The following is a 15,188-nucleotide window of genomic DNA, read 5'->3' as shown; positions in this document are numbered from 1 at the left end:
AGAGGAGTTCCCTTTTAAGCTTAGCAAACTATTTGTTTTTAAAATGAGATTCACCTTGCTTATCATCACTAAGCATATTTACTTCGCTTTGGGAGATACGCTGCAAAAACAGTTCGGCTAGTATTTCAAAGTCTGAGCTGTCTTTTAACTCATTGTAAAGCTGCTTAGCACGCTGCCAATCTTGGGCGTTATAAGCTGAAAATGCCAAATTGAGTTTATTGGTTAATAACGTATTTGGAAAATAACCATATACTTTTGTTTTTTCGGATTTACCTTTATGAAGCACATCATCAATTAAAACAAATTGGTGTTTTTCTTCTAATTTCAGATAAAGTGCTTCACCAATCAGTATATCAGTGCCGTATAGCCTGTTTGCACCTTCTAAACGTGCCGCTTGATTGACCGTATCACCGATGCAAGTGTAATCAAACAACACATCTGAACCTAGGTGACCGACGATCGCTTCACCCGAATTTATACCCATTCTTAAGCGAACAGGCGGTAATCCGCGTGTGTTTAATCTATCCGTTAACTTCTCGCATTTTTGATGCATTTCAATAGCTGCAGCAATGGCTTTTTCAAAATGAAGAGGCTCAGCCACAGGCGCACCCCAAAATGCCATTACCTCATCACCAATGTATTTATCAATTGTGCCACCGTCTTTAACAATTATTTTGCTAAGCGCTGTCAGTATTTCATGCAAAATATCTGCAACTTGCTCAGCTTCAAGTTGTTCAGATAGTTTTGTAAAACCAGCCAAATCAGCAAATAACACAGTGATTTCTTTACGCTCACCGCCTAGTTCTAATTTATCTGGATCATTCATTAGATCATCCAACACATGGCTTGATACATATCGTGAAAAAGCGCGTTTTATAAAGCGACGTTGTGCTTGTTCTTTTCTAAAACCAATAATGAAATAAAACAAATAACAGCTAAACACTAACAGCACTAAACTTAGCGTGGGCAAATAAACTTGGTTATAAAATGCCAGTAACGATACCCCCCCAATTAACAAAAGCATTTTTACCAAACCTAACAGCGATTTTTTGATACTTGCAGCTGTAAAAAACATAATTGCAAGCAGCATTACAACAAGTGAGATAAAAATAAATTGCCAATCTAGAAGGGGCTTTAAAAATAAATCGTGCCTGATATTTTCAATGAGGTTTGCATGCACCTCTATTGCTGACATGGTGTTGCCCTTTAATTGTGTAAAAGGCGTTAAGTACTGATACTCGTTTTTAAGTAAAAGGCGTGTTTTTGTATAAGTATCCAATCCCACCAATACAATTTTATCGTTAAACACACTATCTGGAAGCCTAACAGTGTCAGCTGCTTGAACGTAAGAAATCGTTGGGAAGGTATGCTTATCACCGACAAAATGGATACGGCCACTATCTACTATAGGTTGTTCACCAAACGATAGCCAGAGACTGCCTTTTACAAAAGGGATTTCGCGCACAACACCATCTAAGTCTGGAATTATTTTTACCTTTGCAGATTTTGCTCCGGCTTTTGTGTAACGAGATTGAAAATCTGTTAACGGCTTTGTAAGCAGGGATTCTTCGCCAATATAAATGGGGGTTTTACTGACTTTAACTGCATTTAAAAAGTCAGTGGCGTTTTCCTTTAATTTAATATGCAAATGGCCAAATAAGGCAGAATCAAAATAAACAACTTTCGCACCGGCCTTTTCAAGGCGATTTATCATATTAACATGATAATCTAATGGCCAAGGCCAGGCAGTTTGGTAATGTAACAAACTTGCTTCATCAATCGTGACAAGCACAATATCTGTGTTGGATAACTTTGGCGAAATCAGTCTAGATTGTCTATCAAAGAGGAAGTTTTCTAATTGACTATAAATTGATGTAAAACTAAAGAAATAAACAAATACAAAACTAAAAAAAGCAGACAAGCATGCTTTAAAAATCCAATACTTTTGTGCCTGCTTTAGCATTAACTTTCCTTGTAAAGCGGCTAACTATTTGGTTAGCACACTGTGTATTTATAAAGTAAAACGATACCGAGCAGGTAACTATTCGGTTTCAGCTTCAAGAAGCGTTACAGGCTCCATTAATCGTTCAGTTGTTTTCTCAAGGCGTACAGCTAAACCTTCAATAATTCGCGCTGCAACACCCGAATTATTAGCTAACATTTCTTCAAAGCGTGCACTTTCATATACCTGTAAAACTGAGTCTTCTGCCGCAATAGCCGTACAACTTCTTTTCGATCCGGTAATAATTGCCATTTCGCCAAGAAACTCACCAGTACCAAAGTAACCCAACACTACCGACTGACCCATTTTTGACTTGATCAGTTTAATTTTACCTGAGCGAACAACATACATGCGCTCAGCCTTGTCACCTTGTTTAAATAAAGTTTGGCCGCTATTTAAAATTAATTCTGTACTCATTACTTGTCCTTAATCGAGCAAAAAAAAATTATCACTATTTTAAGGTGTTAAGTCTATGGTTTATTTAGAATCTTGAATTTTTCGATATAACAAAAAAAAGGAAGCAATGCTTCCTTTAAGTCTCATTTGAAAATGCTTTTAAAACTGTGCCGTTAAGTTAATTTGATACATATCGTAATCAAAATCGCTATCTAGATTTGTACCGTAGCTGCCCGATAAGGCCCAATTGGTATTAAAGTAATAACGTCCACCAATTTGAATATCATCTGATTTATTAACTGATGCAAATACTGATAAACCTTTATTAAAATAGTAGTTTGAACCTAATAACCAATGATCAAAATCACCCGTATCAATATCAAGATTTACTGTTAAGTAACGGCCTTGACCAAGCTCTGCATAATATTTGGTATCTAGGCTAAAGAAATCAAATTCTTCATCAACTGATACAGTAAAGCCAACATAATCCGTTGTGTTTAAGCTTAAATTGTACTGTGCAGTTGCATAAAAACTGCCATCGATGCCTCGCGCATCAGAATCACGGTAGTGAATGCGTGCAATTAAGTCAGGTGTAAATAAATAGCCAAATGAAGCCTCATAATAATCTACATCACCCCAATTTGAATCTGCATTATTGTAGCTTGCACCTGCTACAAAATTATTGAAGAAGTATTCACCGCGCACACCAATTGTGTCAACATCATCATTGTCGTTGTAAAACGCACCGATGTTAGACTTGGTGTTGATGTAAGAAAATTCATTGTATGGACCAAGTGCTTGTCGCGCATCAAAATAATATAGCGTTTCGATGTGAAACAGGTTGTCTTCTTCAATGTCAGCATAAGCTGCGTGACTAATAGATTGATACTCATTTGCCCACGTTGCAAATGATGAAAGAGTAATTAAGCCCGCCAATAGTGTTTTATTCATGCTACTTTCCTTGTGTAGTTGTTGTCTCGACGGTGGCTATTATAAAAAGCCCTATTTAATGCACAACCGCACGTTTATTCGCATAAAATCAATAGTATGAATATTCTAATCATTATTTATTAAAAAATAGTCAGATTTCACCTCAATTTTACAATTATCACGTATTTGTCGTTCGCATGAGGGTTATTTCCTACAGTGTTTTAGGATAAAACCACTAATCTAAAAATGAAAAAGGGAAGTCGAAACTTCCCCCTTACTTTTTGTTTTTACAGTGCATTTACAAAGGTACGTGTAACACCCCTTCCATTATTACCCTTGCACTTCGGCTCATACTGGCAAATTCTGCTTGCCAACCAGTGTCAGTTTCAACTGTTTTGGCGCCGACTTTCATGGTGCCTGATGGATGACCAAAGTTCACATCTGAAATCTCACCGCCACCAGCAGCTAAATTTACTAATGTGCCTTTGGTCACAGCAGCGCACGCAATCGCAACTGCTGCTGTGCCCATCATCGCATGATGCAGTTTACCCATAGAAAGCGCACGCACATTTAAATCAATGTCATCACTTTTTACCATATCGCCGCTTGAGCTGATGTAATCTTGCGATGGTGAAACAAACGCAATTTTTGGCGTGTGCTGGCGCGTTTTCGCTTCACTCGCATCACTAATTAACCCCATTTTAAGCGCCCCTGCAATTCTTAGCTTCTCAAAAAAGGCCAGCTTGTCACTATCGCTGTTAATGTCTTCTTGCAGCTCCACACCACTGTAATTAATATCATGACTATTAACAAAAATGGTGGGAATACCCGCGTTAATCATAGTTGCTGGAATATCGCCTAACCCGTCAACCGTTAACGTATCGACCAAATTCCCGGTTGGGAACATGTTTTCGCCCACTGGGGATGGCGCAAGGAATTGTACTTTAATTTCGCTACTCGCAAATGCGACACCATCAAGTTTAAAGTCGCCAACCTCATTAACTTCCCCGTTTTTTACGGGTACTTGTACCACCAGCGTTTTTTCGATGTTTTTCTGCCAAATACGTACTTCAACATCACCATTTTGAGGAATACGCGACGCATCCACTAACCCATTGTTAATGGCAAATGCGCCCACAGCAGCCGTTAAGTTACCGCAGTTACCGCTCCAATCAACACTTGGTTTATCGATTGCAACTTGACCAAATAAGTAATCAACGTCGTGATCCGCTTTCTCGCTTTTAGCGACAATCACTGTTTTACTGGTGCTAGACGTTGCACCGCCCATACCATCTATTTGCTTCTCGTAAGGATCAGGGCTGCCAATAACACGCATTAGTAACTTATCGCGAAATTCGCCAGCCTTTTGCGCTTCAAGCGGTAAATCGCTTAGCTTAAAAAACACCCCTTTACTGGTGCCGCCACGCATATAAGTTGCAGGGACTTTATATTTTGTTGTCATAGTGAGGTATAGCAGCGATTAACTCGCTGCTGTCTCCGCTAAAAAGTCTTGTGCAAAGCGTTGTAGTACGCCACCCGCACTGTAAATAGAGACTTCTTCGGCTGTATCCAAACGACAGGTTACCGGCACCTCTACCACTTCGCCATTTGCACGATTGATAATCAGCGTTAAGTCACACCCTGGCGCAGGCTCGCCTTTTACATCAAAGGTTTCTGTACCGTCAATTGACAGTGTTTTACGTGTTGTGCCAGCTTTAAATTCAAGCGGCATAACACCCATACCAATTAAGTTAGTACGGTGAATACGCTCAAAGCCCTCTGCCACAATGGCTTCAACACCTGCTAAGCGCACACCTTTTGCCGCCCAGTCACGAGATGAACCTTGGCCGTAATCAGCACCGGCAATAATAATTAGCGGCTGTTTACGTTCCATATAGGTTTCAATTGCTTCCCACATACGCGTTACTTTGCCTTCTGGCTCAATACGCGCAAGTGATCCTTGTTTTACTTCGCCGTTCTCTGTCACCATTTCATTAAACAGTTTAGGGTTAGCAAAGGTTGCACGCTGAGCAGTTAAATGATCGCCACGGTGCGTTGCATATGAGTTAAAGTCTTCTTCTGGTAACCCCATTTTGGCAAGGTATTCCCCTGCTGCACTGCTTGCTTGAATAGCATTAGACGGTGATAAATGGTCAGTCGTAATGTTATCGCCAAGAACAGCAAGCGGACGCATGCCTGTCATAGTACGAGGTTTTGCAAGTGCGCCTTCCCAATATGGCGGACGGCGAATATAAGTACTCATTTCGCGCCAATCGTATAGTGGATTATTGTCTTCGCCGTAATCCACGGTTAAATCGAACATTGGCGTATAAACTGCGTTAAATTGCTCTGGCTTAACGCTTTTTGCAATTACCGCATCAATTTCTTCATCGCTTGGCCAAATATCATTTAAGCGAATTTCTTTACCCTCAGCTGACACACCCAGTACATCGTTTTCAATATCAAAACGAATACTCCCAGCAATTGCATAGGCAATAACCAGTGGAGGTGACGCTAAGAACGCTTGATTAGCATGAGGGTGAATGCGGCCGTCAAAGTTACGGTTACCTGAAAGTACTGCAGTCGTGTATAAATCGCGCTCAATAATTTCTTGTTGAATAACAGGGTCTAGTGCACCACTCATACCATTACACGATGTACAGGCGAAACCCACCACACCAAAACCTAAGCTTTCAAGCTCTGGTAGTAAGTTTGCTTCTTCCAAGTAGCTTTTAACCACTTTAGAACCCGGCGCAAGCGAAGATTTAACCCAAGGCTTACGGGTTAAACCGAGTTTATTTGCATTGCGCGCAATTAAACCTGCGGCAATCATATTGCGCGGGTTTGATGTATTGGTACAGCTAGTGATAGCCGCGACAATTACCGCACCATCTGGCATTTGTGTATCTGTATGCGAATAATCACCCAGTAAATCAGTGTTTTTAAGTTCACTCGTTGCTACGCGGCGATGTGGGTTAGAAGGCCCTGCGATATTACGGCCAACCGCGCTTAAATCAAAGGTCAATACGCGCTCGTATTTCGCCTCAGTCATTTCAGATGCCCAAAGACCTGTGGTTTTAGCGTATTCTTCTACTAGCTTAATTTGACTGTCTTCACGGCCTGTTAGCTTTAAGTAATCAATGGTCTTTTCATCAATGTAGAACATGGCCGCAGTTGCGCCGTATTCTGGCGTCATATTTGAAATGGTTGCACGATCACCTAAATTTAAATGCTGCGTACCTTCACCGAAGAATTCAAGGTAAGTAGACACCACTTTTTCGTTACGTAAAAACTCGGTAATTGCTAACACAATATCGGTTGCAGTAATACCCGGCTTACGCTCACCTACAATTTCAACACCGACAATATCAGGTAAGCGCATATAAGATGCGCGGCCTAACATCACACTTTCCGCTTCAAGGCCACCTACACCAATGGCAATAACGCCTAAGGCATCTACATGGGGTGTATGACTGTCTGTACCCACTAGCGTATCTGGGAAGGCAACGCCATCGCGTGCTTGTACAACAGGTGACATTTTCTCTAGGTTGATTTGGTGCAAGATACCATTACCCGGAGGGATAACATCAATATTTTTAAATGCCGTTTTAGTCCAATTAATAAAATGGAAGCGGTCTTCATTACGGCGATCTTCAATCGCACGGTTTTTTTCAAACGCGTCTTTATCGTAACCACCGTGCTCTACCGCAAGGGAGTGGTCAACAATCAGCTGTGTTGGCACAACAGGGTTAACTAATGATGGGTCGCCGCCTTGCTCTGCAATGGCATCACGAAGGCCTGCTAAATCAACCAGTGCGGTTTGGCCTAAAATATCATGGCACACCACGCGCGCAGGAAACCACGGAAAATCAAGGTCGCGCTTACGTTCAATCAGTTGTTTTAACGAATCTGTTAGCATTGCAGGTTCGCAGCGGCGAACTAAATTCTCTGCAAGCACTTTTGAGGTATAAGGTAATTGTTGATAGCTCCCCGGTGAAATGGCATTCACCGCGGCTTCAACATTAAAATAATCTAGGCCGGTATTGCCTAGCTTTTGACGGTATTGGGTATTCATATGGGCTCCACAACAAACTCGGAGTAAAGGCATGCTAGACATGCCTTGATATAATGCGAATTACTTAGAAATTAACGCGCTGAAATAGGTGGTACTTCGCGTGCTTCTGGGCCTGTGTAATCAGCACTTGGACGAATAATACGGTTATTAGCACGTTGCTCTTTTACGTGTGCTGTCCAGCCTGTTACACGGCTCATTACAAAGATTGGCGTAAATAACGCTGTTGGAATACCCATAAAGTGATATGCCGATGCATGGAAGAAATCAGCATTACAGAACAGTTTTTTCTCACGCCACATTACTTCTTCACAGCGAACAGATACTGGATAAAGCACGTCATCGCCTACTTCTTTCGCAAGTAATTCAGACCACTTTTTGATGATCACATTGCGCGGGTCTGACTCGCGGTAAATTGCGTGACCAAAACCCATGATTTTTTCTTTACGCTCAAGCATGCCCATCAGTGCTTCTTCAGCTTGATCAGCACTTGTGAAGTTTTCAATCATTTCCATTGCCGCTTCGTTCGCACCACCGTGCAGTGGGCCACGCAATGAACCGATTGCACCGGTTACACATGAATGCACATCAGACAGCGTTGATGCACATACGCGCGCTGTGAAGGTAGATGCGTTAAATTCATGCTCTGCGTATAAAATTAGCGATACATTCATTACCTTAGCAAATAGCTCGCTTGGTGCTTTGTCGTGTAATAAATGTAAGAAGTGAGCGCCAATTGAATCATCGTTAGTTTCAACATCAACACGTACACCGTCATGCGAGAAACGATACCAATAACAAATAATACTTGGGAATACTGCAACCATACGGTCGATATGGTCGTTCACGTCGTTAAAGTCAGTTTCCATTTCAAGGTTACCCAGCATAGAGCAACCGGTACGCATTACATCCATTGGGTGCGCTGATTTCGGAATAGATTCTAGAACGGTTTTAAGTGCCGCAGGTAAACCACGTAGTGATTTTAGTTTTGCCTTGTACTCATCAAGTTGTGATTGATTTGGTAATTCGCCACGGCTTAAAAGGTACGATACTTCTTCAAATTCAACTTTATCTGCAAGTTCTGAAATATCATAACCACAATACGTTAAACCACTGCCTGATTTACCAACTGTACATAACGCTGTTTCACCAGCAACTTGACCACGTAATCCTGCTCCGCCTAATGCTTTATCTACCATTTTCCTGCCCCTTATTTATTATTCTGAAAAAGTTTATCAAGTGTGTTTTCAAACGAGTGGTAATCTAAAAAGTCATACAACTCGGCGCGGGTTTGCATTGAATCAATTGCGCTTGCTTGCGAGCCTTCACTTAAAATAGTGTTGTACACATTAAGTGCCGCTTTATTCATTGCTCTAAACGCACTTAGCGGGTAAAGCACCATGCCCACACCCACTTCTTCTAATTGGGTTTTTGAATAAATTGGTGTTTGGCCAAATTCAGTAATATTGGCAAGAATTGGTACATTAAGCGCATCGCTAAATGCTTTATAGTCGGCAAGGTCGTGCACGGCTTCTGCAAAGATTGCATCGGCACCTGCTTCAATACACGCAGCTGCGCGGTCGATTGCGGCATTTAACCCTTCTTTTTGAAACGCATCGGTACGCGCCATAATGTAAAAATGCTCATCAGTTTTTGCATCAACCGCCGCTTTAATGCGGTCAACCATTTCTTGCTGACTTACGATTTCTTTATTTGGACGGTGGCCGCAACGCTTTTGCGCGACTTGATCTTCGATATGAAAACCCGCTGCACCTGCTTTTGTCATTTCTTTTACTGTACGCGCAATATTAAATGCACCACCCCAGCCTGTATCTGCATCTACTAGTAGCGGTAAATCAGATGCACTGGTAATACGGCGAATATCTTCAAGCACATTATCTAAGCTTGTCATGCCTAAATCGGGTAAACCGTAACTTGCGTTGGCAACCCCTGCCCCTGATAAGTAAATAGCTTTATGCCCTACCTTCTCTGCCATCATTGCAGTATAGGCATTGATAGTGCCGACCACTTGAAGTGGTTGGTTCTCTGCTAATGCTTGGCGAAACTTCAAACCTGCTGACATGTATGTCTCCTTTGAACGGTATTTTTATATTTGTACGCTAGCGTTACGCTAACTAAATTTGTTTACACTTTTATTGGCATCACACATTACTGAAACTTACGTTCAATATTGTTACCTGACGCTGCGATATGTCTTTTCATTAATAATTCGGCTAGTTCGCCATCGCGCGCTGCAATGGCATTAATAATAGCCAAATGCTCATCAAATGCTTTGCTAACACGTGGGCCATTCATACCCATTTGCACTCGGTACATTCGCACTAATTGGTATAATTCGTTGCATAATAGATTAATTAAATGGCTGTTTTTACTGCCTTTAATAATGCGGTAGTGAAAATCTAAGTCACCTTCTTCTTGGTAATAAGACTCTCCTTGGCGCACCCGTTGTGTCGACAAATGCTCATCAAGTAAGGCTTTTACCTGATTGATTTCATCGTCAGTCATATTGCTTGCCGCTAAACGACATGCTAAACCCTCAAGGGCGCTGCGTACTTGATAGATTTCATCTAACTTTTCTGGGGTAAGCGAAATTACACGGCAGCCCACATTGGCTTTGCGTTCAATTAAATGGCAGCTTTCTAAACGGTTAAGTGCCTCACGCAAGGTTGCGCGACTAACTTGATGCTTTTTGGAGAGTTCTGGCTCAGAAATTTTTGAGCCTTGCGCTATTTCGCCTTCCACAATGGCTTGGCGAATGTCGACAAAAACTTTATCTGACGCTGTTTTTACTTCATTTTCCAATTTAAAACCTAACTATTGTCGACAATAACTAGGAGTAATATAGGAGTGATCCACGAAGAGATCAACAGATTGTCGACAATTTTAGCAATTTATTTTATTAAATTAGACTAAATGGGTATTAATTGTCGACAAAAGGCGTTTGAAGATTGTATAAGAAGGGTTTCAATATTAAAAAATATTATTGCATTAAGTTAAGGCAGTGCCAGCATCAAGCATAATGGTAAATGAGGCTTGGCTAATGCTAGAAAAGATAAGCGCTAGCCAAGCTTGAAACATACCTTCAAAAATTACATGTTAGTTAACAATTAAACCAACAATAATGAAAAAACACTTAACCAAATAAGCTGAATGCCATATGAAATACGCTGATGGATTCCCGGGTTACTTTGTGATTTTATCGCTTTAGCCATAGTAATAAGATAATAAACAGCACCGACAACAGTAACTACAGAAAATACACGAAAATAAAATGGGATAATGTCAGTCGTAGGACTTATCGCAATTAATATTGGTGCGATAACTAACGAAAGTAACATTATGAAACCAGCCCATGAGTGTACTTTACAATTAAACGTTGGATTCTTCGTAAATGGATCGGCGTCCATTGGGAAGTAACCTGCTATCCAAGTACCAACCCCATGCGCAATAATCAGCCATCCAGAAACATTAACTAAGATTGAAACGTCTGAAAGTTGTGCCAAATACCAACCGAAAAAACAAAACAGAAAACCAAGCGGATAATTATTAATTAAAGGAGACAATTTTTCAGTTGGGCTACCCGTTGCACCGAGTTCACTGCAAAATTGTTTAGAATGACTGTAACCTTCGTAAAATCGTCCTGCGACATACACACCAATGAAGATCCAGATTGTTGCAATTAACCCTGAATAGATTGCAATATTTTCAAACATGACCAAAATCCTTTTATTAAACTAACGCCCCAGTACGTGGCGATTAAATGCTTGGCTAAACTTGAAGCAAAGCAAAACTGGCCAAGCTTTAGCAGTCCCGCTTTAATTAAGTTGATATATGGTTAATCGTAAAGCTTCTCTGTTGCTTTTTTAAGTTCTGAGTTCGGTAAAAATTGATCTGCGATAGTCAGAATTGAATGCAGATTATTTTTTAATTTATCCAGTTCAATGTTGCCTGGCTTTACAGCCGTTTGTAACAAATGAATGGCCATATCTGCTAATAGAATACGCTGTTTTTCAAGCCATTCTTCATCACCTTGAATAGCAGGGTTTGCAAGGTAGCTATTTTCTACCAAACTATGCAAATCCCAGCTTGTTTTAATTAACTGATTCTTTTCAATTTCATTCATTACTAATAACCCGAAAAAATAGCACTTTATTAATGGATAAATAATGTTGGCTAAAATTTATGAGGTACGGACAAAGCCATCAGTTTTTGTTCGCACTTTTAATTTATTTTGTTAGAAAGCCTGGATACTATACTCAAGACTTTTATTTCTAAGTTGAAAAGTTACAACACGGCTATGTTCGTCATAACTTACGATTTGATTCATAGTCTTACTTTTAAAATAGTCACCAATCTCACTAGCTAAAATATCTCTAGAAAATAAGACTGTGTGACTAACTGAGCTTTCCTTACATGCTGGTATGTCAGAGTTACTCCTGCATCTATCATCAAAAGTTGGCATTGAAACAGAAACCGAGTAAAAGTTATTAGCTTGTTTGTCAGTATCCAAATAGACTCTTGTGCTTACTGAAGCAACCATACAGCCAGAACCCAAATAGTGTTTATGAGAACGGCCGGAAATAGAACTTTGTCCAATCCTAAGGCTTTCTCCACTATCTGTCGAAATTGGAAAAGACTGGTAATACTCGTGAGCACATTGTTCTCGTTTAGAGTTCGATATTTCTGACGAAGGTAAATACCCCCACTCCCAAACAGGATCTGGCTCTTTCTTCCCACAACCAAATAAAAACAACAAAGCTAAAAGGTAACTCAAATTCTTCATAGGCTTTCTAACGCCTTACTAATGGGCGCATAAATGCTTGGCTAAAATTAGCGACGAAGGAGCACAAGCCAAGCGTTTTGCGTCCTTTTGAGTAACTTGTTATATGCAAACTACTCCGTAACTAGTTAAAAAATGGCGTGAACCATGATGCAACATAAAAAACTAAAAGAGAAATATAAGCTAACACAAAGCCTTTGAAACATTCTCTTAAATCTGCGGTTTCGTGACCATGTTTCGCTTTTTTAAAGCCTAAGTAGCTTGGAATTGGATATGTCAGCAAAACTAAAACAATAATCCAGTTCGCAAAAATGTTATCTGAATCAGGCGCATCAAAAATGAATACTGACATAAACAAAGCAACAGGCCACGCAACTATTGTGATGGCTGGTAAAAATGCTAAAGCCAATAATGGAATTGATAACGGATGGCTATGAGTTGGCTGCATAATTTCCTTTGCATATAACAATTTAATATCGACCCAATGGGTCGTTTTTCTACCGAGCATTGGGTCATTTATCTTATTAAACCACTTTTAACATAAATCGTAATTTGTTGCTATATATCATATTTTTTTGCTGCTACATTTTTTATGAATTTTAAAAACGACCCATTGGGTCGTTTTCTTGAATATAGGAGAAATTACGCAATACTGTATAAACAAACAGTATTAATTAGATGAAATAATGAAAACACGTTCTCCGTTTTTAAACTATATTGCTGAATTTATGTTAACACGCCAATATTCAATCAGAACTGTCGAGACTTATCTAAAATGGATTGCTTCTTTTATACATTTCCACAATAAGCGCCACCCTGCATCAATGGGAGATAACGAAGTAATCGAATATCTAGATTATATTGTACTCAAAGGTAATGTATCTCCGCGAACACAAGCAACTGCACTAAACTCATTAGCTTTTCTCTACAAACATATTATTGGTAATGAGTTGTCTTGCAATCTATCGTTTGTGCGTAGTAAAAGGCAAGCAAAGCTTCCTATTGTCATGACGCCAGACGAAGTTAGGCGTTTAATGAGTTGCCTTAAAAAACGTTACTATTTAATTGCTGGGTTAATGTACGGCAGTGGTTTACGTGTTATGGAAGCGGTGCAATTGAGAGTTCAAGACATTGACTTTGACTATAAATGTGTTCGTATATGGAACGGTAAAGGAACAAAGCATCGAGTCGTCACGCTTGCTGTTGAACTTATACCCATGCTAAGAAATCAAATCATACAAGTTGATGAATATTTAAAGATTGATTTGCAAAATAAACAATACGCTGGGGTCTGGATGCCTAATGCACTTGCTAGAAAATATCCAAACGCAAATAAATCATTGCTTTGGCAATATCTTTTTCCTTCTCATAAACTAAGCGCCGATCCTGAAACAGGCGAAATACGCCGTCACCACTTCCATCAAACAGGAGTTAGAAAGGCCATCAAAAGTGCAGCACAAGAAGCAAACCTGAATAAACCAATTACCCCACATACACTCAGGCACTCCTTCGCCACACATTTACTGCAAAATGGCGCTGACATTCGCACAGTACAAGATCAATTAGGTCATAGCGATGTTAAAACTACGCAAATTTATACACATATATTACAACAAGGTGGTAACGGTGTAATTAGTCCCTTGTCGCATTTGTAAACGTTTAATTTTATAATAACTAACCAAAAAACCAATAGCACACACCAATGGCAGTTAAAATACCTGCTAAATCTGCAGCCAAGCCACAGCCTACTGCATGGCGGGTATGCTTAATGCCAACTGCACCAAAATACACGGCTAACACATAAAAAGTGGTTTCGGTAGAACCTTGAATAGTCGATGCTAAACGCCCTGCAAATGAGTCTGCGCCGTGGGTATTCATGGTTTCTAACATCATTGCCCGCGCGCCAGAGCCAGAAAGTGGCTTCATAAAAGCGGTTGGCATGGCATCTACAAATTGTGTATCACCGCCTAGCGTAATCACTAAAGTACGCAGCCAATCCAATACATAATCAAGCGCCCCACTCGCTCTAAACACCCCTATGGCACATAACATGGCTAATAAATATGGGATAAGAGAGATAGACAGTTCGAACCCTTGTTTGGCACCTGTAATAAAGCTGTCGTACACATCTATTTTTTTAATGCTTGCCCAACATAAACACACAATAATAAAGGCGAATATTAAAAAGTTGCTGAAAATAGCGGAGTGCGTTTGCATCAGCTCTGTAGTCAGGTTCATAAAATACAAAATAAGAGCCATCACGATGGCCACTAACCCACCAAGGTATAACAGTACAACAGTATTAAACAGTTTTATTCGCTGAATAGCGCAAGTAACAAGTAAGCCAACAAAGGTTGAAGCAAAGGTTGCTAATAAAATAGGAATAAATACATCCGTTGGGCTGGCAGCGCCTTGCTGCGCGCGATAAACAAATACCGCTATTGGAAATAAGGTTACTGAGCTGGTGTTTAATACTAAAAACAGAATTTGCGCATTGGTTGCAGTATCAGGTGTTTTGTTAAGCGATTGCAAATCATGCATGGCTTTAATGCCCATTGGCGTTGCGGCGTTATCAAGGCCAAGTAAATTCGCACTTAAATTCATGGTGATGGAACCAAATGCTGGGTGGCCTTTTGGCACATCAGGCATTAAGCGTGTAAAGAGTGGCGATAAACCTTTAGCCAATACATCAACCATACCTCCGCGCTCGGCAATTTTCATTATCCCTAACCAAAAACACAGCGCACCAATTAAGCCGATAGCAATTTCAACGGAGACTTTTGCCATACTAAACACGGCTTTTACCAGCCGTTCAAATACAAGGCCATCACCGCCCATCCACGTAGCAAGCGCTGATACAAACGCAATAATAAAGAAAGATAACCAAATTTTGTTAAGCATAATCAGATTATTATTATTATGAATGCTGCTTAGTGTGCCACATTTCCTGTATTATTGGTGTAAATACCTTTGTTGGCAGAGAAAAA

The 15,188-nt window shown here is 40.2% G+C and carries 14 protein-coding genes; 1 reads left to right on the top strand and 13 read right to left on the bottom strand.

Features of this window, described 5'->3' with window-relative positions; genetic code table 11:
• Positions 1-28: 28 nt before the first annotated feature.
• From AAEU29_RS02215 to AAEU29_RS02160, 12 genes are all read right to left on the bottom strand, one after another.
• Positions 29-1,963: a CHASE2 domain-containing protein gene (locus AAEU29_RS02215; protein WP_421971870.1), complete on the bottom strand. Its 1,935-nt coding sequence runs from the start codon at positions 1,961-1,963 to the stop codon at positions 29-31.
• A gap of 78 nt (positions 1,964-2,041) precedes the next feature.
• On the bottom strand, positions 2,042-2,419 hold the full coding sequence (locus tag AAEU29_RS02210) for a Crp/Fnr family transcriptional regulator (RefSeq protein WP_421971869.1): 378 nt from the start codon (positions 2,417-2,419) through the stop codon (positions 2,042-2,044).
• 138 nt (positions 2,420-2,557) lie between these two features.
• Complete coding sequence (locus tag AAEU29_RS02205) at positions 2,558-3,349, bottom strand: putative porin (RefSeq protein WP_421971868.1); 792 nt, start codon at positions 3,347-3,349, stop codon at positions 2,558-2,560.
• A 277-nt stretch (positions 3,350-3,626) separates the two neighbouring features.
• On the bottom strand, positions 3,627-4,790 hold the full coding sequence (gene prpF / locus AAEU29_RS02200; RefSeq protein WP_421971867.1) for a 2-methylaconitate cis-trans isomerase PrpF: 1,164 nt from the start codon (positions 4,788-4,790) through the stop codon (positions 3,627-3,629).
• A gap of 18 nt (positions 4,791-4,808) precedes the next feature.
• Positions 4,809-7,403 (bottom strand): Fe/S-dependent 2-methylisocitrate dehydratase AcnD, encoded by a 2,595-nt coding sequence (acnD, locus tag AAEU29_RS02195; protein ID WP_421971866.1) that lies wholly within the window; start codon positions 7,401-7,403, stop codon positions 4,809-4,811.
• A 71-nt stretch (positions 7,404-7,474) separates the two neighbouring features.
• Complete coding sequence (prpC, locus tag AAEU29_RS02190; protein ID WP_421971865.1) at positions 7,475-8,599, bottom strand: bifunctional 2-methylcitrate synthase/citrate synthase; 1,125 nt, start codon at positions 8,597-8,599, stop codon at positions 7,475-7,477.
• A gap of 11 nt (positions 8,600-8,610) precedes the next feature.
• On the bottom strand, positions 8,611-9,483 hold the full coding sequence (gene prpB, locus AAEU29_RS02185) for a methylisocitrate lyase (RefSeq protein WP_421971864.1): 873 nt from the start codon (positions 9,481-9,483) through the stop codon (positions 8,611-8,613).
• Positions 9,484-9,569: 86 nt separating this feature from the next.
• Positions 9,570-10,223, bottom strand: a complete 654-nt coding sequence (locus AAEU29_RS02180) for a GntR family transcriptional regulator (protein WP_138632415.1) — start codon at positions 10,221-10,223, stop codon at positions 9,570-9,572.
• A gap of 305 nt (positions 10,224-10,528) precedes the next feature.
• Complete coding sequence (locus tag AAEU29_RS02175) at positions 10,529-11,134, bottom strand: DUF998 domain-containing protein (protein ID WP_421971863.1); 606 nt, start codon at positions 11,132-11,134, stop codon at positions 10,529-10,531.
• Between the two features lie 122 nt (positions 11,135-11,256).
• Complete coding sequence (locus AAEU29_RS02170) at positions 11,257-11,544, bottom strand: hypothetical protein (protein ID WP_421971862.1); 288 nt, start codon at positions 11,542-11,544, stop codon at positions 11,257-11,259.
• 111 nt (positions 11,545-11,655) lie between these two features.
• Entirely contained in the window at positions 11,656-12,204 is a 549-nt protein-coding gene (locus tag AAEU29_RS02165) for a hypothetical protein (protein WP_421971861.1), read from the bottom strand.
• 121 nt (positions 12,205-12,325) lie between these two features.
• Complete coding sequence (locus tag AAEU29_RS02160; RefSeq protein ID WP_421971860.1) at positions 12,326-12,649, bottom strand: hypothetical protein; 324 nt, start codon at positions 12,647-12,649, stop codon at positions 12,326-12,328.
• 238 nt (positions 12,650-12,887) lie between these two features.
• Between AAEU29_RS02160 and AAEU29_RS02155 the strand changes: the two genes are divergently transcribed.
• A complete protein-coding gene (locus AAEU29_RS02155; protein WP_421971859.1) occupies positions 12,888-13,856 on the top strand; it encodes an integron integrase in 969 nt (322 codons plus the stop codon).
• A 19-nt stretch (positions 13,857-13,875) separates the two neighbouring features.
• Here the strand turns inward: AAEU29_RS02155 and AAEU29_RS02150 are convergent, their stop codons facing one another.
• Positions 13,876-15,102: a nucleoside recognition domain-containing protein gene (locus AAEU29_RS02150; protein WP_421971858.1), complete on the bottom strand. Its 1,227-nt coding sequence runs from the start codon at positions 15,100-15,102 to the stop codon at positions 13,876-13,878.
• Between the last annotated feature and the right edge of the window lie 86 nt (positions 15,103-15,188).

The organism is Pseudoalteromonas aquimarina, assembly GCF_049257255.1.
Lineage (GTDB): Bacteria > Pseudomonadota > Gammaproteobacteria > Enterobacterales > Alteromonadaceae > Pseudoalteromonas.
This window is presented reverse-complemented; position numbering and strand designations above follow the sequence as displayed.

Coding starts and splice junctions, on each gene's coding strand:
- AAEU29_RS02215 (WP_421971870.1), bottom strand. CDS start 1,963: ATGCTAAAGCAGGCACAAAAGTATTGGATTTTTAAAGCATGCTTGTCT.
- AAEU29_RS02210 (WP_421971869.1), bottom strand. CDS start 2,419: ATGAGTACAGAATTAATTTTAAATAGCGGCCAAACTTTATTTAAACAA.
- AAEU29_RS02205 (WP_421971868.1), bottom strand. CDS start 3,349: ATGAATAAAACACTATTGGCGGGCTTAATTACTCTTTCATCATTTGCA.
- prpF (WP_421971867.1), bottom strand. CDS start 4,790: ATGACAACAAAATATAAAGTCCCTGCAACTTATATGCGTGGCGGCACC.
- acnD (WP_421971866.1), bottom strand. CDS start 7,403: ATGAATACCCAATACCGTCAAAAGCTAGGCAATACCGGCCTAGATTAT.
- prpC (WP_421971865.1), bottom strand. CDS start 8,599: ATGGTAGATAAAGCATTAGGCGGAGCAGGATTACGTGGTCAAGTTGCT.
- prpB (WP_421971864.1), bottom strand. CDS start 9,483: ATGTCAGCAGGTTTGAAGTTTCGCCAAGCATTAGCAGAGAACCAACCA.
- AAEU29_RS02175 (WP_421971863.1), bottom strand. CDS start 11,134: ATGTTTGAAAATATTGCAATCTATTCAGGGTTAATTGCAACAATCTGG.
- AAEU29_RS02170 (WP_421971862.1), bottom strand. CDS start 11,544: ATGAATGAAATTGAAAAGAATCAGTTAATTAAAACAAGCTGGGATTTG.
- AAEU29_RS02165 (WP_421971861.1), bottom strand. CDS start 12,204: ATGAAGAATTTGAGTTACCTTTTAGCTTTGTTGTTTTTATTTGGTTGT.
- AAEU29_RS02160 (WP_421971860.1), bottom strand. CDS start 12,649: ATGCAGCCAACTCATAGCCATCCGTTATCAATTCCATTATTGGCTTTA.
- AAEU29_RS02155 (WP_421971859.1), top strand. CDS start 12,888: ATGAAAACACGTTCTCCGTTTTTAAACTATATTGCTGAATTTATGTTA.
- AAEU29_RS02150 (WP_421971858.1), bottom strand. CDS start 15,102: ATGCTTAACAAAATTTGGTTATCTTTCTTTATTATTGCGTTTGTATCA.